This window comes from Aliivibrio friggae, from assembly GCF_057368515.1.
Map to the genome: position 1 here is coordinate 717437 of NZ_CM170649.1, position 25875 is coordinate 743311.

Annotated in this window: 28 protein-coding genes and 2 pseudogenes; 14 read left to right on the forward strand and 16 right to left on the reverse strand. The window is 37.7% G+C overall.

Annotated features, from left to right (window positions below):
• Positions 1–29: 29 nt before the first annotated feature.
• On the forward strand, positions 30–914 hold the full coding sequence (locus AC2INI_RS16645) for a metal ABC transporter solute-binding protein, Zn/Mn family (protein WP_486305759.1): 885 nt from the start codon (positions 30–32) through the stop codon (positions 912–914).
• 119 nt (positions 915–1033) lie between these two features.
• Here the strand turns inward: AC2INI_RS16645 and AC2INI_RS16650 are convergent, their stop codons facing one another.
• The 3 genes from AC2INI_RS16650 to AC2INI_RS16660 are packed head-to-tail and all read right to left on the reverse strand — an operon-like array spanning position 1034 to position 3299.
• Positions 1034–1513 (reverse strand): transcriptional regulator, encoded by a 480-nt coding sequence (locus AC2INI_RS16650; protein WP_486305760.1) that lies wholly within the window; start codon positions 1511–1513, stop codon positions 1034–1036.
• Entirely contained in the window at positions 1513–2445 is a 933-nt protein-coding gene (locus AC2INI_RS16655) for an ABC transporter ATP-binding protein (RefSeq protein WP_045104274.1), read from the reverse strand. Before AC2INI_RS16655 ends, AC2INI_RS16650 begins: the two co-directional genes overlap by 1 nt.
• Positions 2445–3299, reverse strand: coding sequence for an ABC transporter ATP-binding protein (locus AC2INI_RS16660; RefSeq protein WP_486305761.1), 855 nt, complete (start codon positions 3297–3299; stop codon positions 2445–2447). Before AC2INI_RS16660 ends, AC2INI_RS16655 begins: the two co-directional genes overlap by 1 nt.
• A gap of 379 nt (positions 3300–3678) precedes the next feature.
• Here AC2INI_RS16660 and AC2INI_RS16665 point away from each other — a divergent pair, with 379 nt between their 5' ends.
• Positions 3679–4806 (forward strand): DUF3103 domain-containing protein, encoded by a 1128-nt coding sequence (locus AC2INI_RS16665; protein ID WP_486305762.1) that lies wholly within the window; start codon positions 3679–3681, stop codon positions 4804–4806.
• 73 nt (positions 4807–4879) lie between these two features.
• Here AC2INI_RS16665 and AC2INI_RS16670 read toward each other — a convergent pair whose 3' ends face one another.
• The 7 genes and pseudogenes from AC2INI_RS16670 to AC2INI_RS16700 form a co-directional block, all read right to left on the reverse strand.
• Positions 4880–5278 (reverse strand): CBS domain-containing protein, encoded by a 399-nt coding sequence (locus AC2INI_RS16670; RefSeq protein ID WP_122032544.1) that lies wholly within the window; start codon positions 5276–5278, stop codon positions 4880–4882.
• Entirely contained in the window at positions 5275–5625 is a 351-nt protein-coding gene (locus tag AC2INI_RS16675; RefSeq protein ID WP_105056329.1) for a P-II family nitrogen regulator, read from the reverse strand. The genes AC2INI_RS16670 and AC2INI_RS16675 overlap by 4 nt, the downstream gene beginning before the upstream one ends.
• A 23-nt stretch (positions 5626–5648) precedes the next feature.
• Positions 5649–6440: a DUF1538 domain-containing protein gene (locus AC2INI_RS16680; RefSeq protein ID WP_122032545.1), complete on the reverse strand. Its 792-nt coding sequence runs from the start codon at positions 6438–6440 to the stop codon at positions 5649–5651.
• Positions 6437–7171: a DUF1538 family protein gene (locus tag AC2INI_RS16685; RefSeq protein WP_486305763.1), complete on the reverse strand. Its 735-nt coding sequence runs from the start codon at positions 7169–7171 to the stop codon at positions 6437–6439. Before AC2INI_RS16685 ends, AC2INI_RS16680 begins: the two co-directional genes overlap by 4 nt.
• 213 nt (positions 7172–7384) lie before the next feature.
• A pseudogene (locus AC2INI_RS16690) lies at positions 7385–7606 on the reverse strand (catabolite repressor/activator); the annotation flags it as partial.
• Between the two features lie 50 nt (positions 7607–7656).
• Positions 7657–9777, reverse strand: coding sequence for a peptidase domain-containing ABC transporter (locus tag AC2INI_RS16695; RefSeq protein ID WP_122032547.1), 2121 nt, complete (start codon positions 9775–9777; stop codon positions 7657–7659).
• Positions 9777–11015: an HlyD family secretion protein gene (locus AC2INI_RS16700; protein WP_486305764.1), complete on the reverse strand. Its 1239-nt coding sequence runs from the start codon at positions 11013–11015 to the stop codon at positions 9777–9779. The genes AC2INI_RS16695 and AC2INI_RS16700 overlap by 1 nt, the downstream gene beginning before the upstream one ends.
• 219 nt (positions 11016–11234) lie before the next feature.
• Here AC2INI_RS16700 and AC2INI_RS16705 point away from each other — a divergent pair, with 219 nt between their 5' ends.
• The 3 genes and pseudogenes from AC2INI_RS16705 to AC2INI_RS16715 form a co-directional block, all read left to right on the forward strand.
• Positions 11235–11465: a hypothetical protein gene (locus tag AC2INI_RS16705; RefSeq protein WP_122032549.1), complete on the forward strand. Its 231-nt coding sequence runs from the start codon at positions 11235–11237 to the stop codon at positions 11463–11465.
• Between the two features lie 64 nt (positions 11466–11529).
• Complete coding sequence (locus AC2INI_RS16710) at positions 11530–12153, forward strand: DUF922 domain-containing protein (RefSeq protein WP_162922437.1); 624 nt, start codon at positions 11530–11532, stop codon at positions 12151–12153.
• Between the two features lie 193 nt (positions 12154–12346).
• Positions 12347–12565, forward strand: a pseudogene (locus AC2INI_RS16715) (IS6 family transposase); the annotation flags it as partial.
• 21 nt (positions 12566–12586) lie between these two features.
• Here the strand turns inward: AC2INI_RS16715 and cra are convergent.
• Positions 12587–13564 (reverse strand): catabolite repressor/activator, encoded by a 978-nt coding sequence (gene cra / locus AC2INI_RS16720; protein WP_045104256.1) that lies wholly within the window; start codon positions 13562–13564, stop codon positions 12587–12589.
• Between the two features lie 293 nt (positions 13565–13857).
• Here cra and fruB point away from each other — a divergent pair, with 293 nt between their 5' ends.
• The 3 genes from fruB to fruA are packed head-to-tail and all read left to right on the forward strand — an operon-like array spanning position 13858 to position 17753.
• The gene (gene fruB, locus AC2INI_RS16725) at positions 13858–14994 is read left to right on the forward strand and encodes a fused PTS fructose transporter subunit IIA/HPr protein (RefSeq protein ID WP_486305765.1); all 1137 of its coding nucleotides are present in this window, start codon (positions 13858–13860) and stop codon (positions 14992–14994) included.
• Between the two features lie 3 nt (positions 14995–14997).
• The gene (gene pfkB, locus AC2INI_RS16730) at positions 14998–15981 is read left to right on the forward strand and encodes a 1-phosphofructokinase (protein WP_486305766.1); all 984 of its coding nucleotides are present in this window, start codon (positions 14998–15000) and stop codon (positions 15979–15981) included.
• Positions 15982–16010: 29 nt separating this feature from the next.
• A complete protein-coding gene (fruA, locus tag AC2INI_RS16735; protein ID WP_486305767.1) occupies positions 16011–17753 on the forward strand; it encodes a PTS fructose transporter subunit IIBC in 1743 nt (580 codons plus the stop codon).
• Positions 17754–17828: 75 nt separating this feature from the next.
• Here the strand turns inward: fruA and AC2INI_RS16740 are convergent, their stop codons facing one another.
• A complete protein-coding gene (locus AC2INI_RS16740; protein ID WP_122032554.1) occupies positions 17829–18353 on the reverse strand; it encodes an outer membrane beta-barrel protein in 525 nt (174 codons plus the stop codon).
• Positions 18354–18430: 77 nt separating this feature from the next.
• Here AC2INI_RS16740 and AC2INI_RS16745 point away from each other — a divergent pair, with 77 nt between their 5' ends.
• Together AC2INI_RS16745 and AC2INI_RS16750 are read left to right on the forward strand one after the other, a co-directional pair.
• Positions 18431–19045: a LysE family translocator gene (locus AC2INI_RS16745; protein ID WP_122032555.1), complete on the forward strand. Its 615-nt coding sequence runs from the start codon at positions 18431–18433 to the stop codon at positions 19043–19045.
• Between the two features lie 175 nt (positions 19046–19220).
• The gene (locus tag AC2INI_RS16750) at positions 19221–19880 is read left to right on the forward strand and encodes an HAD family hydrolase (protein WP_486305768.1); all 660 of its coding nucleotides are present in this window, start codon (positions 19221–19223) and stop codon (positions 19878–19880) included.
• Positions 19881–19978: 98 nt separating this feature from the next.
• On the opposite strand, the gene AC2INI_RS16755 is transcribed toward AC2INI_RS16750, so the two are convergent.
• From AC2INI_RS16755 to AC2INI_RS16765, 3 genes are read right to left on the reverse strand one after another with little or no spacing between them, the layout of a single operon-like run.
• Positions 19979–20809: an SGNH/GDSL hydrolase family protein gene (locus tag AC2INI_RS16755; RefSeq protein WP_486305769.1), complete on the reverse strand. Its 831-nt coding sequence runs from the start codon at positions 20807–20809 to the stop codon at positions 19979–19981.
• Positions 20810–20823: 14 nt separating this feature from the next.
• Positions 20824–21705: a LysR family transcriptional regulator gene (locus AC2INI_RS16760; RefSeq protein WP_486305770.1), complete on the reverse strand. Its 882-nt coding sequence runs from the start codon at positions 21703–21705 to the stop codon at positions 20824–20826.
• Positions 21702–22091 (reverse strand): nitrous oxide-stimulated promoter family protein, encoded by a 390-nt coding sequence (locus tag AC2INI_RS16765; protein ID WP_122032839.1) that lies wholly within the window; start codon positions 22089–22091, stop codon positions 21702–21704. Before AC2INI_RS16765 ends, AC2INI_RS16760 begins: the two co-directional genes overlap by 4 nt.
• Positions 22092–22326: 235 nt before the next feature.
• Between AC2INI_RS16765 and AC2INI_RS16770 the strand changes: the two genes are divergently transcribed.
• Positions 22327–22791: a hypothetical protein gene (locus AC2INI_RS16770; RefSeq protein ID WP_486305771.1), complete on the forward strand. Its 465-nt coding sequence runs from the start codon at positions 22327–22329 to the stop codon at positions 22789–22791.
• 82 nt (positions 22792–22873) lie between these two features.
• On the opposite strand, the gene AC2INI_RS16775 is transcribed toward AC2INI_RS16770, so the two are convergent.
• Entirely contained in the window at positions 22874–23089 is a 216-nt protein-coding gene (locus AC2INI_RS16775; protein WP_122032560.1) for a hypothetical protein, read from the reverse strand.
• A gap of 390 nt (positions 23090–23479) precedes the next feature.
• Between AC2INI_RS16775 and AC2INI_RS16780 the strand changes: the two genes are divergently transcribed.
• The 3 genes from AC2INI_RS16780 to AC2INI_RS16790 all read left to right on the forward strand — a co-directional run bounded on the left by AC2INI_RS16780 (position 23480) and on the right by AC2INI_RS16790 (position 25875).
• Positions 23480–23998, forward strand: coding sequence for a YbhB/YbcL family Raf kinase inhibitor-like protein (locus AC2INI_RS16780; protein WP_122032561.1), 519 nt, complete (start codon positions 23480–23482; stop codon positions 23996–23998).
• Positions 23999–24032: 34 nt separating this feature from the next.
• Complete coding sequence (locus AC2INI_RS16785) at positions 24033–24833, forward strand: helix-turn-helix transcriptional regulator (protein ID WP_486305772.1); 801 nt, start codon at positions 24033–24035, stop codon at positions 24831–24833.
• A gap of 394 nt (positions 24834–25227) precedes the next feature.
• Complete coding sequence (locus tag AC2INI_RS16790) at positions 25228–25875, forward strand: hypothetical protein (protein WP_122032562.1); 648 nt, start codon at positions 25228–25230, stop codon at positions 25873–25875.

Genomic DNA, 25875 nt, shown 5'->3' on the forward strand with positions numbered 1-25875 from the left:
GAAGAATATGGGTATAGATAGGATAAGAAATGAAACAGAATTCAATGAAATGGATAGTGATTGCTAGTGTATGTGTAGCCTCACTATTTAATATGAAAGCAGCAATCGCAGCAGATGTATTAACGGCAACCCCTGTGACGTATATGCTATCAAGCGAGTTATTAAAAAAGACCTCATTAACGACAAAATATTTACCACCAAATCGTTATGGGATTGAGCGTTTACCCAATTGGTTGGCCACTAAAGGGGTGAAAACCGTTCAAGATTCAGCAAAAACAGCCCAAGCGGTTGTGACGATTGGGGCGGTATGGGCTGATGATCCTCTTTATGTGAACGCAAGATACAGCAATATTCAGATTATTGAAGTCGATGCTTCTCAAGCAATTACTCCTCGCGCACAAGGTGTGGCAGCATTACGTTTATCTGATGGCTCAACTTCAAAATACGCATGGTTAAACCCAACAAATTTAATCCGAATGGTAGCGATTGTGAGTGATGATTTTCAACGTATCTGGCCTGATAAATCAGAGCAGATCCAAAAAAACCAAGAGCAGTTTATGTTGTCGGTACGTCAATTAATCAACCAGCAGCAAAAAGTGATTTTAGAGAATGATATCGACTCGGTTATTTTGTTGTCTGAGCAGTTAGAAGACTTTGCCTCTGGCAATCAATTATTTGTGGTTGATCGTTTAACAAAACCAGCTCTTGAATGGACTGAAAACGATAAAGCACAGTTGAACGATTTAATTAAAGAAGATGATTCAGTTTGGATTATTACGACTCAAAAACCAAACAAGCAGATGCAAGCGTTGCTGCCAATGGAACGTGTATTAGTTGTTGATGTGGTTGATCGTTGGGGCAGAGCAGGAATAAACAGTAAAGCGCCATTACAGAGATGGCAATTAGCGTTATAGCCTTATGTAAATTTGGCGAGTTTACTCTAAAAAGAAAAGCAGTAGAGGCTTATGGTTACGATCTAGCACCTACTGCTTTTTTTATTGTTTTATTATGATCATTTTATAAGGTAATACATTTAATGGGGGGACATTAAATTTGGAGTGTTACTGCTATTTAAGGATTCATTCCAAGAAAGGCTCGCCATTAATTTAACGTGTATTTCAATTAATGAATGGGCTTTTTTATTCCATGTGGATTGATCTTGTTGCTGATTACAAAACTCCAAACTGAGTACGGTCAGATGTTGTAATCGTTTTAAACACCAATCTTTAATATCAATATCCGTTTCAGAGTTAAAGGCGGCCACTTCTAACTTTGCACTGGCGTATTGTAATGTTTGGTATGCTTTTTTCGTATTATGATACTTAGTGTGCTCAAACACTCTTAAACACCCATCTAACCAACAGGCTATCGCTTTACTTTGATCATCTGTCAATGTTGGTCCCCACACCGAATTAGGTGCTGAATATAAGAGTGTTTCAAGCGTTTCTATTTGGTCATATTGTTTTGCTTCATACCAATTAGAAATTGAAATTAACCAAGTATCTAATGTCATTATGCTGCCTCATCCCAATGTTTAACAAAATGGTTATCGCCGACCTGTTTACACCCTTCTATTACAATACTGCTGCGTTTTCTAATTTCATCAGCGTCTATAGAATAGTTTGGTTCACTTTCGACTAAATTGCCAAACGGTAAATCAGGATCAGGCACTGCTGAGATTAATAGCTTGGTGTAAGGGTGCTGAGGGTTACGTAAAATTGAGCGAGTGTCTCCCCATTCTACAATTTGGCCTTTGTACATCACGGCGGTTTCTTCGGCGATATAATGAGCAGTAGCGAGATCATGTGTGATATACAAAAAGCCAATACCGAGTTCTTTTTTCATGTTCTGCATTAGGTTAAGAACGCCTAATCGAATTGATACATCAAGCATCGAGGTAGGCTCATCAGCTAGAATGATCTTAGAACCAACCGCTAAAGCGCGGGCAAGATTGACTCTTTGACGCTGACCACCGCTGAGTTCATGAGGAAACTTAGCTAAAGTGTCGTGATCCAATTCAACCAAATCCAATAATTCAAGTAGGCGTGCAGGTATGTCTTTATCATTCGCTATTTGTTTATGAATTTTAAGTGGTCGAGTTAAATGATGTGCAATGGTATGCGTTGGGTTTAATGAACCAAATGGGTCTTGAAATATCATTTGTACTTGGCTGCGATACTTCAAGATCTCTTTTGATGATGTTATCTCATTGATATTTTTTCCATCAAACAGAATTTCCCCGTTCGTCGCAGGGTATACCTTAGTAATTAGGCGAGCACAGGTACTTTTGCCACAACCAGATTCTCCAACCAGGGCTAAGGTGCGTCCTGCATAGAGATCAAAACTGATCCCTTGTAATGCTTTAAAGGTATCTTCCTTTGCGAAGCCTCCACCAACAGTAAATTCTTTAACGATGTTCTTAACTTGAATAAGAGGCTTATCCATTATAAAACTCCTTCTAATGTTAGGGATTGACGTCTTTCTTCATGAATATTTGGGAATGAAGCCCATAATTTCTGAGTGTAAGGGTGTTGTGGGTTATTTCTAATGTCTGATGATGTACCAACTTCAACAATTTCACCGTGGCGCATAATCGCAATACGATCACAAAGCTGACTCATTAGCGCTAAATCGTGGGTAATAAATAAGACTGAGAAGCCAAATTCTTGCTTTAATTGATAGATTTGTTGCAAGATTTCTCGTTGGACGACGACATCGAGAGCGGTTGTTGGTTCATCCATTATGATCAGTTTTGGGCTTAGAGAAAGTGCAATGGCAATGACTAGACGTTGCCTCATCCCTCCACTAAATTGATGGGGATAATCGGCTAAGCGTTCACGAGGGATATTAACTAAATCCAATAGTTTCTCTGCTCTGTCTTTCGCTTGTTCGTTTGTCATGCCTTTGTGGTGGCGTAATACATCAGCAAATTGTTCCTGAATAGGAAGAACAGGATTCAGTGAGTTCATGGCACTTTGAAAAACCATTGCTATCTCACTCCATCGGATTGCATTTAATTGTCCATCAGATAATCGGAGTAAGTCTTTATTTTGAAATAAAATACTCCCTCCAGAAATAAATGCCGGTGGCTTATGAAGACGGTTAATAGCAAAGGCAATGGTACTTTTCCCACAACCAGATTCTCCCGCAAGACCAAATATTTCTCCTTTACCGACATCAAAGCTGACGGACTTCACGGCATTGAAATCACCATTATCAGTGATGTAATCAACACAGAGTTCTTTTATTTGAATTAACGGTTCAGGGTGAGAGCCGTTAGTGATGTTTATATTACTCATGATAGTCACTCGTTAAAAAACCCAAAAGATAATAATTATCATTAGTATTAGCATGCGTTATTTAGGTAAGAAAGGAGTCTAAGGTTAATTAGTGAAGTGACTCGAAGTATGAATGCAATTTGTTGTTCGTTTCAATTGGAGTTGTCGGTGATATTGAACATATGAGAAAAATACAAAGAGGATCATGGTGCCATTTTTTAGCTGGTTTTCATTTTTTGTTTAAATTGCCAGGTATTCAACTGTTTCAAGTGTAAGACTTGGTGTTGGAAATCTATTTTAGAGTATTGACTTTAATTTTTGCATGATTTTGTTACAGTGGGGTGAAGGACAAATGTAAACGGATGTAAATAAATACAATAATTATAAAAAGGAATGCTGTATGAACAAATTAACAGCGCTACTCGTACTTTGTTTGATGACTCCTGTTTCAGCGAATGCGCAAGATGAAGTGTCTAAACGAGACTTAGCTCAGGAGCTGAGTCGTGCTTTTCCACAGTTAGAGAAGAGTTTAAAAGGTGCGATTAATCAGTACCAATTAAGTGCTTCTTTATCTGATTTGCCTATTCAACCCAAACCTCAAGCTCGAACTTTTATGGCTGCAATGAGTGCGGCTAATGATACAGAGATCGAGTCTCGTGGGTTACAGCATTATACTAATGAATTGTTGGAATTACGTCTTGCTGATCCAAGTATGCTTGCTCGTTGGCAGGCAGGGCAAAGTCCATTATTTGCTTTTGAACCTGAAGGAGCAGAAAGTGAATGGCAATATATTGAAGCATTTGATATTGATGGCAACGTCCATTACCTAGATATTTATGATATTCCAGAGCGTCCTGTTTTAGTGGTTGATACCAATAACCGTCAAGAACTAAAAGCTGGCTTAGCGTTAATGCGTGATGAGTTAAAAGCATTACAAGAGCAGCCGAAAGCAGAAAAAATGGCTCGTTACTCTATGATGCAAAGTGCACCAGCAGAGCCAACTGAAATCAATACGACTATATTGAAAAAAATTCAGCTAAAGGATGATCATGAACCATGGATCTCTGGTAAAGCAGAAGTGTATGCGATTGTTTCTGGTGTCAGCCCTGATCGTGATGAACCAACGATTGACCTGATTGAAATGCCGTACCTTGATTACGCCGAGCAGTCTTACCCTGCAAATCAAATCATGATTTTTTGGCAGCGTTATCGTTGGGGTGCAGCGGATATTATTTTGATGGAACAAGATGATAAAACGGACTATAAAGAGCTAGCTCAAACGATTCTAAAAGCAGCAAGTGACTTTTTAGCGACTATTCCAGATAAAGAAGCACAGGCATATTTGATTATTCCTCAAATGACGAGTGCAATCATTGCTTTGCTTCCTGATGATTTATTTATTAATGATGATGATTTCGTTGATGTGTTTTACACCATAATGAAGGATACGGAATACACTGATCATTCAGGTGCTGGTAATAATGCAGTAGCCGACTTTGCACCTTTGATCATTAAAAAAACAGAGTAATTAAATCGGTGGCTTAGAGAGGCTTATGTTCTTGGGAACTAAGCTTTAAGTCACCGAAACTCGCTTTTTTGGACTAGGGGCTTACGCCTGCCATCCCATTCAAAACAATGTTGTTATAACTGACCATTCCAACTATCTGACCATTTTTAATGACAGGTGCTCTGCTTATCCCAAAGCGTTCGAATAATCGTGCACAGTACTTTACGTTCATATCAGGAGAGACAGAAAGTGCAGGTTTTGTCATGATCTCATAAATATTCGTCCTCTCTGTTGGACGGTTTTGTGCGAGTACTTTTTTAGCAATATCATTCATTAGGACAATGCCGTATTCATCATCATCATGGCGTTTTTTTACAATCAGTGCTTTTACTTGCTTCTGCTTAGCTAATTGAATTCCTTCGGCTACCGTCATTAATCCATCAACCATGACGTAGGTATTTGACATAACGTTTTCTACTTTTACTTTATTCATAGTTTTTCCTCTACAACCTTGGTTAATGTCTCAACTTGATGTGCGACTCCTACTGCATCTTCAATATCTATTTGAATGGCAATTCCTTGGCCTGATTCAGTATCAAACTCTCCGACATCATTGATGGTCTCTAAAATAGAGCGTGCAAGGTGCTCTTCAACCACGAATAATAAAACATCTTTTTGGACTTCGAGTGTTAGGCCAAAGAAAGTCTTTTTCTTATTGAGACCTTCACCGCGAGCATGATTAATAACTGTTGCTCCTGTTGCTCCTGCATTACGCGCAGCATCGAGAACCGCATCAGTTTTGGCTTCTTCTACAAAAGCGAGTAACAATTTAAAACGCATCAGCTTTCTCCTAAATTCATCGATTAATTCGTATTTTCTTGAGGACTAGATTTTGTTTTGGCTCTATAAGCACTGATCTGCGCATAAGCCATAACAGAAATAATGGGGAACAAGCTGGCAAAGGCAATTAATCCAAAGCCATCAATCATTGGGTTTCGACCGGGAATTGTTGAAGCAAGTCCCAACCCTAGTGCGGTTACCAAAGGTACGGTGACCGTTGAGGTTGTTACACCACCAGAATCGTAAGCCAGTGGAATGATCATTTTAGGGGCATAGAAGGTTTGAACAACCACAATGACATAGCCCACCATGATGTAATAATGAATGGGATCACCAACTACAATTCGATAACTTCCTAGCGAGATACCAAAGGCAACACCTAAAGCAACGGTTATTCGTAATCCATTAATACTGATACTGCCGCCAGAAACCGCATTGGCTTTTATAGCAACAGCAATGAGTGATGGCTCAGCAATAGTGGTACTAAAACCAATCGTCGCCGCAAAAATATAGACCCAATAGTAATCGACCCAATCAAAGGTTTGGATTAATAAATCTTTTCCTTCATAGATAAAATCAGGCGCGGTTAATTGTGCAGCCATCGATTCACCGAGTGGAAACAACGCGAGTTCTAATCCCATTAAAAAGAGGGACAATCCTAAAATTACGTAGAAAAACCCTAGAATGACTTTAGGTAAATTGGTTATTGGTTTTTTTAATACCGCAAATTGGAAACCAAAAATAATAACGACAATCGGTAATACATCACGAATGGTTGATAAGAAGGTTTCAAAAAATAGAGTTAGACTGTTCATGCTAATACCATCCCATAGAGCATGACAAAAATCATCGGAAGGAGGGAGGCGAAGGCGATTAAACCAAAACCATCAAGCATAGGATTTCGCCCTTTAATGGTAGAAGCAAGGCCGACACCAAGAGCGGTAACTAAGGGAACGGTAATGGTAGATGTCGTCACGCCACCAGAATCATAAGCAATCCCGATGATGTTCTCAGGTGCTAACCATGTAAGAGCGACCACGGTAATATAACCCCCGATGATCATGATATGGATTGGCCAACCTTTTAAAATACGTAACACCCCAATCACAATGGCAAAACCAACAGAGAGTGCGACGGTTAAACGTAGTCCGTTGGCATAATCATCCATATCGTTTTCTGTATGTGGGATCATTCCTCCTTCGGCGGCGACTTCAGCCGCCTCTGCCGCTACGGCTGTGAGTGCAGGCTCCGCAATAGTCGTTCCAAAACCCAAACAAAAAGAGAAAAATAATAACCAAGCCACGCTGCCTTTTCTGGCAAAGGCTTGGGCCATCGACTCGCCAATAGGAAATAACCCCATCTCTAAACCAAAGATAAAAAAGGTCAAACCCAATACAACAAGTAGCAAGCCAAAGAGGATGGAACCAATGTTTGGTAATGGCTCTTGCAGTACTACGAGTTGAAAGAAAGCAATGACCAGAATAATAGGTAGGAGATCGCGAAAACTTCCAAACATGGCACTTAACATTGCTTTAATCGCGTTCATTTATTCTCCTTTTTAAGTTCGCATCTGTATATTCTTTATACTGTACGAATTAAAATGAGAGTGTGATCAAAGATAGATTTTCGTTTATTTACGAAGAGAATGTTTCAAAATGTTAATTGGATAGAAAGGTCATTATTTGTGGTGTGGTTCGAACGTGTTTATTTTGGTGTGGAATTCAATATAAATTGGCTGCCGCAACAGCCAATTTAACGACTAGCGAATAACAATTTTCCTAGGAATTAACTCTATTCCTGCTTGATAACGCTTTGCTGAAGCATTCAACCCTAATGCCAAGGCACTATCAGCAATCAGTTCGAATTGCTGTGGTAGAGAGTTGACTTTGATAGGTAAAAAATCAAGCAAACGATTATCACCAAACGTACCTAATTTTATTTTGGTCATCAATTCAGGCTTTTCAATTAGTACATCTAATAGAATATAAAACGGAGGCTAGTTTTTCTTGGTTACTACAAATCACTCAAATGTTATTTTGTAATATCTATTACTCTATCTGCTGATTCAATTGTTTCTTTTCGATGAGAAATAATAATTCTTGTTATATCTAATCTACTTATATGTTTATTTATTTTATATTCATTGTCACAGTCTAAATGGCTCGTTGATTCATCTAAGCAGAGAATGTCTGGTTTTTTATATAAGGCCCTTGCTAAAAAAATACGCTGTAATTGTCCACCAGAAAAATTATTACCCATATCCCCAACTAAAGAATGAAACCCCATAGGAAGTGATTGAATATCTTCTAAAATATTAGCATGTTTACAACATTGTATTAATCGCTTCTCATCATAACTTGAATCAAACATGGTAATGTTTTCTGAAAGGGTTCCTGAAAGTAATGTATCATCTTGCATGACACTGCCTAAATGTTTTCGATAGTCATTTAAAGAAATATCTTGAATGTTTATATTATCAATATAAATATTTCCTGAAGTAGGTTTTAATAAACCGAGAAGTAACTTCATTAAGGTAGTTTTACCGCAGCCAGAAGAGCCTATGATGGCAATACATTCACCAGGTTGAATTTCAAATGTTAGGTTGCTAAATAGCCATTCTGAATTGTCCGTATAACGAAAGCTTAAGTTTTCAACTCGTAGGTGAGCATTAAGCACGTTAGGAAGTTTATTATGCATTGAATGCTGCTCTCTTTGCTCCAACGTAATGTCTGATAAACGATTCAAATGTAAACTCAATAATTTAAAAGAGAACATGTTATCAATGAAAGCATATATATTTGTCGTAAACTGGTTTTTGTAAGCAATAAATGCTAATAACATTCCAATTGTAAGGTCTCCTTCTATTACGGCTAAGGCACCAAAGAATACAACTAAAATGGTTTCTAAACTGTATATTAAATTATTCAGGCTATCTTCAGCTATCCTTAATTTACCTAAACGAATATCTATATTGATAACCTCAGAATATTGGTTTAACCACGTATTTTGTCTGCTCGTTTCATGATTAAATAATTTAATAGTTTGGATTGCTCTAATACTTTCTAAAAAGATAGAATCTTCTTTCGCATCTGCCAAAATTGCTTCTTCTGTTATTCGTCTATTAGGGAAATAAAATATAAGCTGTATGAGGAAAGAAACGAGAACAACAAAGATCACTAGAAAGGTAAGCTTTTGACTATATAAAAACATCATGAGCAATACGACTGTTGCCATGAGACCGTCAATAATTGATTCAATGACCCCTGTAGTTAGTAATTCCTTGATAGAGCTCATTGAACTGAAACGAGAAATAACATCTCCAATATGACGTTTCTCAAAGTAATTCATGGGTAATCGGATTAAATGATAAAATAAGTTTGATCCCATTTGGATGTTGATGGCACTACTAAATCGAATAATAAGCCAGTTTCGAAAAGCACTTACTACAACTTGAATTAGTGCTAATAATCCAAATCCAATAGCTAATACAATTAAGAGAGGTTTATCATTACTCATTAGGACGTTATCTACTACCCATTGTATGTAATAAGGAGAGAATAATGCTGCTGATTGCATAATAGTAGACAAAAGGAACAAAGAAGTTAGAGATCGTTTTAATCCTGTTATTTTGTCCCAAAGTTGAGATATTTTCATAACAGTTCTTACATCTTGTTTTTTAAAAGATGTTGTAGGTGTCAACTCTAAAGCTACACCTGTATAACACCTACTAAATTCAGTAAATGTAAGTTTACGTTTTCCAATCGATGGGTCATTAATTAATATCCCTTTTTTTGATACCTCGGTTAACACTACAAAATGGTCTAAATTCCAATGAAGTATACAAGGTAAGGTTAATTGCTTAATTTCATGTAATTCACACTGAATTGCACGAGAAGCTAATCCTAATTCACTCGCGATTTCCATAATCTGATTTAGATTCATTCCTTGGGTATCAATTGTTAGGAACTTTCTAAGAGAAGAAGTATTTATTTGATGACCGTGATATGATGAAACCATAGCTAGAGAAGCTAATCCACATTCCCCCGCTTCAGACTGTACGATTAAAGGGACTCTTTTTTTTCCTGAATACGATAATAGATCCAGAGGGTTTTGTACTTTTATTTTTTGTTTTAATGTTTGTAACCTTGTCATTACATTTTCCCTTTTATTGCATAGATAGGGTCAAGTAACCATTCTAAAAGACTTCTTTTTTCCAAAATAATATCAGCATCGGCAATCATCCCTACTTTTAATGGAAATTTTTTCCCATAAGCTGAAATTATTTGATTAGTTAACTTAACTCGAACTCGATATATAGCTTCGTCCATTTTTATCGGGAGAATTTTGTCTGTTGGGAGAATTAATGCTTTATCTATGTTTATAATAAACCCTTGAGATAAACCAAATTTTTGATAAGGAAAGGCATCAAATCTAATTTTTACTTCATCTCCTATTTGTACAAATCCGGCAGAACTTGTGGGGAGTAGCAATTCAACTTCTAAGGGAGACCCCTCAGGTATAATACTTAAAATAGGTGAATCAGCATTAATTTGAGTACCTATTGAAGGTTGAATCGCAGTAACCATGCCTGATTCTGGCGCTTTTTTAATGAATTCATACGTATTATTGAGCTCGACCAGTTTAACTTGTAATTCAGAAATTTGTCGTTGAATTACTGCTTTTTTTAAAAGACGCTTTTCTGGCAAAGCTATATGCTCGGATTTCAAATTATCTATATCGACAGATACTGAAGCTATCTCTCTTTCTAATCTATTAGTGGCCTCTAAGGCTTCTAAATACAATTCTTGAATTGAAGAGAGTAGAGCAGACGAAAGAAATCCCTTTTGGTGCAAGCTTCTATTTTTATAAAATAGATTCTCCTTGAGTCGAAATCTTTGTTGACTGGTTTCTTTAGCTTTGTTCATTGCTTGTAAGCTCTTTTGTAATTGTACCAATTGTCGCTTTATACGTTGTTCATCTTTTTTAAATAAAATTTTTGTTACATTTTTCTCTTTTGTAAGAGCTTCAATTTGAATTTTAATTTCTTTACTCAAAGCTTCTGATACTTCCACACCATTCACTAAACTTTGACTATTTCGAATTTTAGCGATTAATTGTCCTTCTTCAACTATGTCTCCTTCATGGACAAATAATTCATCAAGAATTCCAGTTCTACCTGAATAGACTTTAATTACTCCTTTTTGAGGTAATAAATAACCTTTAACCGTTTCTTTTCGTGAATATTTAGATTCGATTAAATAAATTATTGAAATAACTAAAAATACGAATGTAACGATTGATATAACATAAAAGGAAGGAGGTTGAGTAAGAATCATCTTACCGGTAAGTCGATTTTGTTTAAGATTAGTTACTTCTTTTCGGAATAACATGTGCTCTTTAATTGTCAATGAAATGTAGTAAATTTACTATGTATTTTTTGTAATTGTGAGTCACTTAATAAGTATTTGTTATGTGATTGATGTCATTCATTTATAAAATATATGAAAATAAACTTGAAAATTAAATATTTTCAATGGTATCTTTCGATTTGAAAAATACTTTTGTTGGTTAATGTTATACCTAAACTCATGTAAAATAAGGATAATATTGTGAAAGAAATAACTAGGGAAGATTTAGAACTTGTGATTGGCGGTAGACTAGAGCACAGAGCTGGTGGCGGTGGGAATTTAAGCTCTTCTAGAGGAGGAAGTCGATCTCAAGATAGAAGAGAGCGGGGAAGAGATGCTCGAAATAATGGCCATAAGTCACATGAGGGTGGGAGACGTAAGGGTGGGGATCGCAGTAGAAGAGAAGGTGGCGGTCGTTCAACAGAGCGTTAAAAATAGTTAATGTGATATTTAAGTGTGGCTTCATGTGAGTGTAGCCATACAAATGGAGATAGAAGTGACAAGTAAATTATTACCTATATTTATTTCTCTGATATTAATAATTTTTAATTATGCCAAAGCAGAGTCACAACCAGACATTGGGTATTCTTTAGAAATTAATTATCAAACTTATAATGTAATAGGTGAAACTGAAACTGAAATTAATACTTCCTTTAATAATAAAATTAAATTTATAGAAAATATAGATATTATATATATTGATGCTTATACACAGTGGAATTATAATATAATTAATGATGACACCACATGTGAAATAAACAAGTTTTCTGTGAGTGTTACTTATATATTACCTCAGATTATAATCTCTGATTCAAATAAAGAGGTTGCGAATTTATTTAAATCATATTTAGAGCGTTTATACCGCCATGAAGAGACACATTGCGCTATATCTGTTAAGTTATTACATGATATTTATATAGCTATTGAGAAGGGACAATCTAGTAATTGTAATGATCAACGTGAAATTGCTGATAGACTAGAACAAGATATAAGCAAAAACCAAGAAGCATTTGATATGTATACCAATCATGGTGAAATAGAATTAGCTAATTCACCTTTTGGAGAAGAAAAGTATTTGGCTTACTGTAAGATTTCGTTGCCTGTGTTTAAAAATAATTAATAGGCACTAAGACTTATCATCATTCAATTCTTTCTACTGCACTTAATAACATGACTGTCACTGAAAGTCGCAGTCGAAAGTTATTGTTTTGTGTATATCGGGCATAACTTTTTTCGGTTCTGTCGCACGGTAAGGAACTAAAGTGACGTTGTAAGTTCAAAATAGTTATATTTAATATCATTTCGAGTCATTAATGGATTTCACTGACTACCAATACCCTTCAGATATCATTCTTCAAGCGGTACGTTATTACGTCTCATACAAACTCAGCACTCGTGATATCGAAGAGATTTTTACAGAACGTGGTAGCGCTATTGATCATTCTACAATTAACCGTTGGGTCATTACTTTTTCGCCAATGCTTGAGCACAAATCTCGTCAATTAAAACGTAAAGTATCATCATCGTGGCGTACTCCACCGTGCGACAGAACCCTAGCGAATAACAATTTTCCTAGGAATTAACTCTATTCCTGCTTGATAACGCTTTGCTGAAGCATTCAACCCTAATGCCAAGGCACTATCAGCAATCAGTTCGAATTGCTGTGGTAGAGAGTTTACTTTGATAGGTAAAAAATCAAGCAAACGATTATCACCAAAAGTGCCTAATTTTATTTTGGTCATCAATTCAGGCTTTTCAATGAGTACATCCAAAATGCCTTCAAGTAGGATATAAGAGGTTGTAATGATCGCATCTGGAATCGTCTCTTCTTTTATCCATTGTTCAAAAATTGCTTTGCCTGATTCACTGTTAAAGTGTTCGCCATAACCAGTGATACTCGCTAAACCTTTCTCTTTAGCTTTTGCTTTAAAGCCTAAATGACGCTGACGAGATATGTTGAGATCAGGTAATGCCCCAATTAAGCCGATCGATTTTACGTTTTCATTAACTACCGATTTGGTTAGCTCATAAGCCGCTTCAAAATCTTCACTGATCACGCAACCAAAATGTTCATCATCCAAAGAGCGGTCAATCGCGATAATGGGTGTGCCTTTTTCTTGAATCGTTAAATAGTACTCACTGCCATCGGGCAAACAGCTTGCAACAAACAACGCGTCTATACGACGACTGATTAAAGCATGGGCTACGTTTTTTTCTGTTTCAGGATCATCATCAGAGCAACCAATTAAGATCTGATAACCCGCTTTACGAGAGTTGTATTCTAAAAGTTTAGCCAGCTTGGCGTAACTGGTGTTTTCAAGATCAGGAATGATTAAACCAAACGAACGGCTACTGCCCGCACGTAATGCAGAAGCGGCATGGTCTGGACGATAATTATGCTCATCAACCACAGCCATGACTTTTAATTGGGTCTTTTCACTGATGCGATATTTCTGTGCTTTACCATTAATGACATAGCTTGCGGTGGTTTTAGAGACGCCAGCAAGTTTGGCAATTTCATCTAATGTCATGGATAAGATCCTTAAATTCTGTGGGTCGGATCATATAAATTTAGATCCAATCATTTTATGAGTTGAATTATATGCTGAATCGTTTCAGTATAAAAGCTGAAAGGATTCAGCAAATTTGAAAAACGTGATATTTACGTTGTTTTTACTTTTTATGAAGCGTATTAATAAGTAGAAAGCATTTGCTGAACTTTTTTAACTGTTTTGCTGAATCGATTAAGCTTTACTCAAGCAACGCTTAAACGGTGATTTAGCAGAGCACAAATTACAGATAAACAAGCGAGAGGCTAAGACCCATGCTGACATTGACAAAGAATGACATTACGTTGCAACAAGCAGCAACGGATAAGACAACAGCAATCAAAGCGATTGCAAAGCAACTGACAGAAAAAGGTTTAGTTGCAGAGAAGTACGTAGAAGGGATGTTAAATCGTGAGCAACAGAACTCAACGTTTTTAGGTAATGGTATTGCTATCCCACACGGTACAACAGACACCCGTGATTTAGTCAATAACACAGGCGTGGCTGTTCATCATTTTCCTCAAGGCGTTAACTGGGGTGATGGTAACGTGGTTTATGTGGCTATTGGTATTGCGGCTAAATCAGATGAACACCTAGGTATTTTAAAGCAACTGACTAAAGTCCTTTCTGCAGATGGTGTAGAAGAGAAATTAAAACAAGCAAAAACAGAAGCTGACATTATTGCATTACTAAATGGTGACGTGCAGTTTGAAGCCGATTTTGATGCATCACTCATCCAATTGCTTTTCCCTGCAAGCGATATGATCCAAATGAGTGCGGTTGCGGGCGGTTTATTAAAAAATAGCGGTAATGCCGAAAGCCAATTTGTTGCAGAGTTAGTTACTAAAGAGCCTACGCATCTAGGCAACGGTTTATGGTTGGTAAGTACTGACAAAGGCGTTAAACGCTCTGGTATGTCTATCGTAACGACAGCAAATGGGTGCGAGTTTAATGGCTTGCCTGTTAAAGGTTTGATTGCAATTGCTTCTTGTAACGCCTCTCATAAATCGTTCTTAACAACGATCACCAAAGCAGTAGCTGGGCAACAACAAGACTCGATTCTATCTGCAACTTCTGAGCAGTTACTTACGATGTTTTCTACTTCTGCTGAAGAAACAACAGTAAGTGCTGATGTTGATAATACAGCAACCTTTAAAATTAAAAATGCACACGGTTTACACGCTCGTCCAGGAGCAATGCTCGTTGCTGAAGCGAAAAAATACGAATCAAAAATCACCGTATTAAACGTAAATGGTGACGGAAAAGCGGTGAATGCGAAAAGCTTAATGAAAGTGATTGCGCTTGGCGTTAAACACGGTCATGAACTGCAATTTACTGCAGATGGCTCAGATGCAAAAGAAGCGCTTGCTGGTATTGGTGCTGCTATTGCTTCTGGTTTAGGTGAGGGTTAATTGATGAGCAGTAATCAAAAAAGCAAAGTAGTTACTATCACGCTAAACCCTGCTTTAGATTTAACGGGCAGTTTAGATGCGTTATCGGTTGGCTCTGTGAGTTTAGTTAGTAAAGGCTCACTTCATGCGGCGGGTAAAGGCGTAAACGTTGCTAAAGTATTGTCTGACTTAGGTGCTGAAGTGACGGTTACCGGTTTTTTAGGTCGTGATAATGAAGAGCTGTTCTGTCAATTATTCGAAGAGATGAACGCTAACGATGAGTTTATCCGTGTCGATGGTGCTACTCGCATTAATGTGAAATTAGTAGAGCAAGATGGCCGAGTGAGTGACATCAACTTTCCGGGTGTTGATGTCTCTGAACAAGCGATTGCCGAGTTTGAAGTTCGTTTATTTGAATTAGCTAAAACACATGAATTTTTCGTATTAGCAGGCAGTTTACCAAAAGGTATTTCTCCTGAGCTGTGTGCTGAGTGGATTGAAAAGCTGCATCAAATGGGTAAAAAAGTCCTATTTGATAGCAGTCGTGCGGCATTGGCAGCAGGTTTAGAGGCTCACCCTTGGTTAATTAAACCAAACGATGAAGAGCTATCTGAATTTGTGGGTCGTGAGTTAGAAACGCCAGAAGCGTGTCAGCAAGCGGCTCAAGATCTTGCACAAAAAGGCATTGAAAATATCGTCGTGTCATTAGGCTCAAAAGGCGTAATGTGGCTTGGCAATAATGAGCAAAACAAGACGGAATGGATCTACTCTCAACCGCCAAAAATGAACGTAGTAAGTACTGTAGGTGCTGGTGATACGTTAGTTGCTGGCCTATGTTGGGGTCACATGCAGAAAGATTGGGATCGTTCACAAATCTTATCTTTTGCTACCGCTTTATCTGCTTTAGCTGTATCGCAGGTTGGCGTTGGCGTACCAAATGTCGAAGACGTAAAAGAATTACAAAAACAAGTAACCCTACATAACCCTATTTCTACAAACGTGCAGTAATGCGTTTAGACTTAGTTTAAGGACAGATTATGAAAAATATAGCTATCGTTACTGCATGCCCAAGTGGTGTAGCAAACAGCATTATTGCAGCAGGTTTATTAGAACAAGCAGCAACCAAACTAAATTGGAAAGCGACGATTGAATGTCAATCAAGCGTGTTACCCGTTGAGGTGTTAACTCAAGAAGTCATTGATACGGCGGATGCAATTGTTATTGCCGCAAACTCGGTGGTTGATACGTCTCGCTTTGTTGGTAAAAAAGTACACCAAGGTTCAATTTCTGAATGTGCAATTAATTCGGAAGTTTGGTTAGAAAATGCAGTAAATAATGCCAAAGAACTAACCGCTTCAGAAGTGACGGTTTCAGAGACAGTGGCATCGACTGACGCGACAGGACCTAAGAAAATCGTAGCGATTACGGCATGTCCAACGGGTGTTGCGCATACTTTCATGGCGGCAGAAGCGCTAGAAGAAGAAGGTAAACGCCAAGGCCACATTATTAAAGTAGAAACTCGTGGTTCTGTGGGTGCAAAAAATCAGTTAACGGACCAAGAAATTGCCGAGGCTGATTTAGTAATCATCGCAGCGGATATCGAAGTTGCACTTGATCGCTTTAATGGTAAGCGCCTGTACAAAACAAGCACAGGTTTAGCGCTGAAGAAAACAGAACAAGAGATGAATAAAGCCTTCTCAGATGCGACGGTTTTCCAATCATCAGGTAAAGCGCAATCTTCTCAAGCCGAAGAGAAAAAAGGCATGTACAAACACCTAATGACAGGGGTATCGCACATGCTTCCTGTTGTTATCGCGGGTGGTTTATTGATTGCATTGTCATTTGTATTTGGTATCGAAGCATTTAAAGAGCCGGGTACTATTGCAGCAACGCTGATGGACATTGGTGGCGGCGCGGCATTTGCGTTGATGATCCCTGTTCTTGCTGGTTTCATTGCATTCTCAATTGCTGACCGTCCTGGTTTAGCGCCAGGTTTAATTGGTGGTATGTTGGCGAGCTCAACTGGCGCAGGTTTCCTTGGTGGTATCGCGGCGGGTTTCATTGCGGGTTATTCTGCAAAATTCATCGCAGATAAAGTGTCTCTTCCTCAATCAATGGAAGCGCTTAAACCAATCCTAATCATTCCATTTGTGGCGAGTTTGTTCACTGGTTTGGTAATGATTTATGTTGTTGGTGGTCCTGTATCAGGTATCATGTCTGCACTGACAGAGTTCCTAAACAACATGGGTTCAACTAACGCTGTATTACTGGGTGTGATTCTTGGTTGTATGATGTGTTTCGACTTAGGTGGTCCAGTAAACAAAGCAGCATATACATTTGGTGTTGGTCTTCTGGCTTCACAAACGTACGGTCCAATGGCGGCTATCATGGCGGCAGGTATGGTTCCTGCGCTAGGTATGGGTTTAGCGACATTCCTTGCTAAGAACAAGTTTGAAGCGGGTGAACGTGAAGCAGGTAAAGCATCATTTGTACTTGGCTTATGCTTTATCTCTGAAGGTGCGATTCCATTTGCAGCGAAAGACCCAATGCGTGTGATTCCAAGCTGTATGGCGGGTGGTGCATTAACGGGTGGTCTATCTATGCTATTTGGTGCTCAACTACTTGCTCCACACGGTGGTCTGTTCGTACTTCTTATTCCAAACGCGATTACGCCAGTGTTCATGTACTTAGTAGCAATTGCAGCAGGTACTGCGGTAACGGGTTTCACTTATGCTTTCTTGAAAAATAAAGCAGATGAGAAAGAAGCAGTAGCAGCTTAATAAGTGCAGATATACTGATATAAAAAGGGCGCTTCCAAGGTGATTGGAAGCGCCCTTTTTTATGTTTTTTAAAAGTTAGAACATAAAGTTCACACCAGCACCAATTGAAGATATGTAATCGTCAGAAGCTAAAGGCATATATTGGTATTCAAGATTGAAGCTTACAGAAGGAAACAGTTTCATTACCGTACCGACTGCAACGTAAGGCTTAGTTGATACCGCCTCTTGTTTTAAGGTTTGATTACCTTCGTTATATTTATATTCAACATTAGTGCGATTTAAACCGAACTTCCCATAGAAAGAGCCATAATAAGACATAGGGAAATACATTTTTGCTGCAATAGTCGCACCCGTAGCCGATGCTTTATCATTATCAATTGCGATATCATTCATTGATGCAGTCATGTAATAGCTTAGATCCATCGCTATCATCGGCGCGAAATGGTAGTTATATCCGACTTGGGTCATTAAACCACTACCATGTGAGTCATCAATTTTCAGGTTAGCAAAACTTGGCTGAATATAGATTTGGTGTAAAGTGTCTGTTGCTTGTGCAGATGCAGAAGCACCTAGCAACAAAAGTGGAAGTAACCTTTTCATTATAAACTCGTCTTTTTAACCTAATGCGCGATTTTATTGTGAATGAGACAATGTTGTAAAGAGGAATTAAAGAAGAAATGACATTAACTATTTGGTTTTCATTATTATTGGTATCAATGTTGGGAGCAATGTCGCCGGGGCCGAGTCTGGCAACTGTCGCAAAGCATACGTTATCTGGCCGCCGTATTAATGGCATTGCAGCGGCATGGGCACACTCCATTGGGATTGGTATCTATGCATTTGTTACCGTTATTGGGTTAGCGGTCGTCTTACAGCAGTCACCGACAGTATTTAAAGCTATCAGCTATCTAGGTGCCGCCTATCTTGCTTATCTAGGATTTGGTGCATTGCGATCTACTGGGGGAATAGCAGCAAAGCTTGAATCTGGAGAACAAGTTTCTATTCTAGAATCAGCAAAAGAAGGTTTATTGATTTCACTGTTAAACCCCAAAATTGCACTGTTCTTTTTAGCCCTATTTAGTCAATTTGTGGCTGTCGGTAACGATCCATTAGATAAAGCGATTATCGTGATTACGCCTATTATTATTGATGGTTTGTGGTACACCATTATTAGCTACTTATTGTCGGCTCCTAAGATTGTAGATAAGCTTCGAAATCAAGCCAAATGGATTGATCGCCTCTCTGGTGTCGTGCTTATTCTTCTTGCTATTCGAGTGGTATTTTCTGCGTAGTCAGTTACTCTAAAATTTTTATTTTGCTTAATTTAAAAGAGGAAGTGGGCTTAAAAGAAGAGTTCACTTTTTTATCCAATAGTTTTGGCTTAGTATGAGCATTCTCAAACGTATAGCATTGTCATTTTATACGTAAAGTTATTCTATTTTTTGTTATTAATACATAAGGTTTCTCATGACATTTCAAGCTGCAATTTTCGATATGGATGGACTGCTATTAGACACTGAACGTGTGTGTATGGGGATCTTTAAAGAGGCATGTGAAGCTCAAAATGTCCCATTTATTGAAGAGCTGTATCTTTCTATTATTGGCTGTAATGCAAAGCGTATTGAACAACTGTTTCGCGAAGGTTATGGACCAAGTGTTGACTACCCAGCATTAAATCAAGAGTGGCGAGTGCGTTATACTGCTGTAGTTAAGCATCAAGCAATCCCAGTAAAAGAAGGGGTTATTGAGCTACTAGAGTGGCTAAAAGCAAATGAAATCCCAATGGCCGTTGCGACATCTACACAGCATGATATTGCGATTAAAAAATTGGAATTAGCAGGTCTTGATGGCTACTTTGATGTACTGGCAACAGGCTGTGAAGTCGAACATGGTAAACCGCACCCTGAGATCTACTTCTTAGCGGCAGAGCGTTTAGGTATTGCTGCTAATACTTGTCTTGCGTTTGAAGATTCAAATAACGGAACTCATGCTGCCGTTGCAGCAAATATGATCACTTATCAAATTCCAGATTTAGTAGAGCCAAGTGCAGAAGTTATTAAACTTCGTCATCAAATCCTACCTTCTATGATTGATGTGTTGGTTGATTTAAAAAACCGCAAAGCCTAACTTGTTTTGAACTCAATAATGTAGAAATAAAAGAAAGGCGGATCACTATGTAGTGTCCGCCTTTTTTGTTTAACGTGTATTAGTAGATAAAGTCAGAATTAAGGTAATAGAGTTTCTAATTTAGGCTGAAGTACTTTAATCCAAGCAGAATAAGCTTTCGCGTTTAAATGGAGATCATCACAAGTAAATTCATTCGATAAGAAGCTATTAGGGCTCAGGATCTGATTAACGTTCAAATAATGAATATTGTGTTGCTGACAATAAGATTCTAAACGAGAGTTTAACTCTGTCACTTTTGGATTTAAATGAGCGAGTCTATTGCCACAATATAAAGTGCTTTGAACCAATATAGGGCAGTCATTCTTTTGCCAATAAGTCAGCATTTCTATGTAATTATCAAAAACAGAATCAACAGCAAAACCTTGAGATAAATCGTTGATCCCTGCCATGATTGAAATGAGCTTAGGTTTAACGGCTAGTGTCGTTTCTATTCGACGTAGCATGCCAAGCGTAGTGTCACCAGCAATTCCTCGGTTTACGTGCGGAATGTGAGTAAAAACATCTTGCCATGGTCCCCATTCCGTAATTGAGTCACCAAATAGAACCACATCCACTTCCGGCGTAAATGTCTGATGTGAATCGACTAAATGAATATAACGGCTCATGCTATGTCCTCGTTGAGCTATATCTATTTCTTTGCAAAGAAACTTAACTTGTTGGGTTGGATCTTCGATGGCATCCAGTTTTGGCAATAATCCATCAATCTGAGAAACAAGAGCGCTGAGTTTGATAGAGAGCTGTAACTCTTCTTTTAAAGCATGTAGTTCATTGATTAATCTATACACTGAGATCGATTGAAATTGATGAAACAGATCATATAAATCGATAGCTTGATTATTAAGTAAATAGGTTCTTAGTTGTGCTTTCATTATTCATTCATCTTCTATAATTTTTCAAATGTATGTTCAATTTCATCAAGCATCCACTCCATGACATTCCCCATTCCACTGTCACGGCGCTTTACTACTCCTATCTCAATCTGTAATGCATCAGGAACATGAAAAGCCGACAGTCGGATAGTTTGATCTCGATACCAGTCTGATTCTAATACATGCTCAGGTACTAAAGCCCAACCAACATTGCGGATCACCAAGGCTGTAATGTAGTAATAACTGTCTATATACCAATGGTTGGCAGAAATGGCCTTTTCATGTGAATGACCAACACGGTCACGAATTACAAGTTGACGATGTTGATTTAAGTCTACTAACGTCGGTTTTCTTATTTTAGCCAATGGGTGTTTTGGAGATACGATAAGTGCCTGATTAAAAAAGCCTAGCGAAAGATATTCTAAAGAATCAGATAAAGTATTTACGCGAAATAGAAAACCAAGATCTGCTTTTTTATCATTGACCCATTCCGCAATATCAGCCTGAGAGCCATTAATGATCGTCAGTTTTAATAATGGAAATTTGAGCGATAATTTTTGAAAGAAATCTTCAAATACATCAATAGGCACTGCTTCATCGAGTGCAACCGTTAATGCTATCTCTTCACCTGTCGCAACGGTATCAGCTCTGGCTTGTAGGCGTTCACATTGCTCAAGAATTGCCTGAGCCTCAATAAACATGTCTTCGCCATCTTGTGTTAAAACCGGTAAGCGGGCACTTCTATCAAAGAGATCAAACCCAAGATCTGCCTCTAGATTGGCAATTGCGGTACTAATTCGCGATTGCGCCTTCCCCATTTTGCGTGCTGCAGCAGAAAATGAACCACATTTTACGGAAGTAACAAAGGCATTGAGTTGATCTAAAGTCCAATTCATTTTTTCTCACCTTTTTGTAAACGTATATGGCGGTTAGAGCAATTTGCTGAAGGCTTAGGGTTCACTGTTCGTTTTTCAGACAGTAAATGACGGATAGCTAAAATGGGATGTTTTAATAGCATTCGTGGACCAGAAAAGCGCATCACTAATCTCATCTGTTCTTTAGGTTCAGGCTTGTAGCAGTGGATAGGGCAGGTATTGCAAGTGGGTTTGTTTTCACCGTAAGGGCAGCGATCTAAGCGAACTTCAGCATAATCCATTAAGTTTTGGCATTCTTCACATAGTGATTGAGAGTGATGGTTTTTTTTACAATAAATCTCAATCATTGCTGATACGGTTTTGAACTCAGTATTGAGTTTACCAAGTAGAATATTACTGCTTTTCATGTCTAACCCATGCATGTTAAATCCTAATCAAACCAGTATAAAGGGGAAATGATATTGGGTGAAGTGTTCACTTTTTCATAAATGAATTATGGCTTAGTATTTAGTTATCCCCTAAAGCATATTGCTCCTAAGTGTATGCGCCAAAAGCCATTTAGCATCACGCTAAGTGGCTTTTTTTTATGATTATTAGTTATCATTAGGTATACTGTTAAAAAATGACTTAGGTATATAAATAATGAATATTTTAAAAGTCTTAGGTGTCATACTTTCTACTGGGATATTGATGGGCTGCGATACTGAAGATGATAACGATATTGATTCAGTATTAGTAAAGCGTAATGAATATAAAGTGGTGGAATTTACGTTAAAGCCTGGGCAACAAGTGAATATTACAGTAACTGATCTTAGTAATGTTTTAGCTGAGACGTCGATAACTCATCCTGATTTGTATGATGACTGGGTATCTGAGACTCAAAATATTGGTTTTGAAGATGCTGATATTTATGGTTATTACCACTTCCCCCCATTATCTGGAAAGCACTCATCGGGCTGGCAAGATTTACATTCCGCTATTACAGAAGAAACAACATACCTTTTATTTTTTGAAAATACGGTTTCTGGACTTATTTCTCCTCCAACCGAAGGGCCGTCTGCTTCTTCGACGATGATGTACCACATTGATATTCGAAATAAGCCTTAAGAGTACCGTAAAGTATTAATATGGAGTGGATCTCCCTAATTATTAATATTTTACGGTAAATGAAAACGTTGAATAATAGGCTCTATTTATCTTCTGATGTGTAACTAGAGTACGAGCAGTAATAGCAACCATTTGATTTTGGATATATTTCTTTAGCGGCATTTAGTGCTGTACTACATGCAGTATGATAACCAAGAGGCTCGCACTTTGCGATCCCAGGACTGTGAGTGCATGTTGCAGTGTGAACTTCATGATCACCATTAGCTTGTTCGTTTTTATCTACATAAAATAAACTCATAACCACCTCTAATCATTAATGTTTAATAGCAATATCGAATAATTACAATACGCCTATTAGAGGTAGTTGATAGCTAAAAAAATGAATAGTTAGATGTACATCACTTGTAATCATTAAACTTGTGAGGCGTCTTTAATATCGTATTTTTTAGTATCTGTAATGCTATGTTAGCCCTTAGTTAATGAAGCGTATGAATACGTTTTGTTTCTATTTTAAACCCTTTAATTCAAATGAGTCATTAATTGTTTTGGTCTCTTAGGTTACTCAAAGTATCATTTATTGTTTTTTATGATCTCATATTGAAACTTTTAGGTGATTTTGTTTTTGTGTGATCTTTAATATTGTTCCTGTACTTATTAAGACCCCCTATAAACAGTAAAGGAAATTATTATGAACAAAGCATTATTAGTGTTACTGACTCTTGCATCATTCTCTAGCCAGGCTTTTGAAGTATCGAGTAAGGATATTCACGAAGGTCAGTTGATGAGCAGTGAGTTTGTTTTCTCAGGCATGGGTTGTACTGGTGACAATATTTCACCACAACTAAGCTGGAAAGATGCACCAGAAGGAACAAAAAGCTTTGCCATTACTGTATTTGATCCAGATGCACCAACAGGTAGTGGTTGGTGGCATTGGTTAGCACTTAACATTCCTGCTAATGTAAGCAGTGTTGCCCAAGGCTCTCCAATGAAAAATGTACTACAGACTAAAAATGACTTTGGCACAATGAGCTACGGCGGTGCGTGTCCTCCTGCTGGTGATGGGATGCACAGATACCAATATACAGTATGGGCATTACCACAAGAGAAAATTGATTTACCAGCAGATATCTCACCAGCGGTAGTCGGTTATACTTTAAACAGCATGGCATTAGACAAAGCCGTATTAACAGCGACATATGTACGCTAATTACCATTGAAATATAAAAATATAGGGGTATAAAATGGATAAAGTGATGTTGAACGAACCCATGTTTCGAGTTCAAACCTATTCAGGCCAGAGCGATCAACATTTACGTAATGTTCATATTTATGCCCCTAGTATTATTTGGGTTAAGTCTGGTGTAAAAACCGTCTTTCAAGAGAGTGAGCAATTTGATATTGATGCACACTCTTGGTTACTTACGTCAGCCAACCAAGGCTTAAACTTTATTAATAAAACGACAGAGGATAATTTTTATTCTATTCAGATCTGCTTTTTTTTAGCGCCCCCTAAGGAGATGCTAGAAGAAAGTCAAAGTAACGAAAGCACTCGCTTACATACTCATGCGGTCACTGTTTCATCATTGTTGGCTTATGGATTCACATTCTTAACCGATACGAATACCCAAAAGCTAAGTTCTAAAACACAGCAATTTCACTTGTTGGCCTTATATCAGCAATTGGCAGAATTGGGTGTGCTGCATGTTTTATTCTCTCCAACGTTCACTTCTTTTCAAAATGAGTTGAGTGCGTACTTTTCTAAAGATCCAGCCGAACCTTATCACCTAGAAACGGTATGCGATGATTTTTCTATGAGTCGCGCAACGCTAATCCGTCGATTACAGCGAGATGGTACCAATTTTAGAACGGTATTATCGAACGTTCGAATGACTCATGCTCTGTCTTTAATGCAAGAGAAACGCCAAACCCAGTTAGACTTGGCGTTGCAGTGTGGTTATCAATCAGAAAGTCGTTTTAGCCAGCGTTTCCATCAGCAGTTTGGTATGACGCCAAAGCAGTATATGAAGACGGTGGTGTATTGATGTTTTTGCAATTTAATAATTACATACTTTGAGTTATTGAGAGCGGTGAAAATATACTATGTGTAATTATTAAAATAGATCTTTGTCATGTTATTTTATTAATAGTATAAAATACCTAAAATAGAAAATATTTATAACATCTGATTGTTTCCTTACTTACCCCTCCCTCCCGCTATTGATGTATATATCAATCCCCTCTCAATTGTTGTGAAATTGTTTGTTTAATGATGTATTTTGGTGTTTATTTCTTTGTTTTTTATGGCTAATTACATGAATTAATCACATAATATATAAAATATGACATATCGTATTGCATTAAATTTAAGATATAGTATTCTGCATCTCGTTGGTGGAACAGCATGTTCTAAAATTAATAGTGATTGATGAGTGAATAATGATGAAAAAGACAGTATTAGCAATGGTTTTAGCTGCAACAATGGTATCTGGTTGTTCAATGATTGGTGGTTCTGAAACTACATCATATGCAGATCTTCGAGCTGAAGGTGATGCGTTATATGCAGAGTCAAAACCAGCAGTAAGAGATGACGAAGGAAAGATAATTGAAGAAGGTTACCAAGTATCTGATGTAGCTCAATTAGAAGCTATTCGTTTACTTGTTAATTCAGCATTTTTATCAGCGAAACCAGCTTATGAGCGTTACACGGATGAACTTCTTGCTACACCAGAACTAGGTAATTATTTTTCTGCAGTAGAAGCAAAAGATACTGAGGAAGAAAAACGTGCGGTATATGACTCTTTAAGTGATGAAATGAAAGTAAAAGTTGACGATTTTAATAAGTCATCAGTGAGTGATGAGATTATGTCTGGCCTAAAAGATGCAGCATTGGTTGCTCTAGAAAATTCAGCAGTATTCTTAAAAGCAGATACAACAGCAATGTTATCTGATGTTGATTTCTCAAAACTGATGGATGAAAAAGATGCAGTTTCTTTAACTGCTGAACAGGTTATTTATCTGGATAAGACTGTAGTTTCTGCATATGAAAACTACAAAATCATTTCTGCTTTTAGCTCAGCACAATAA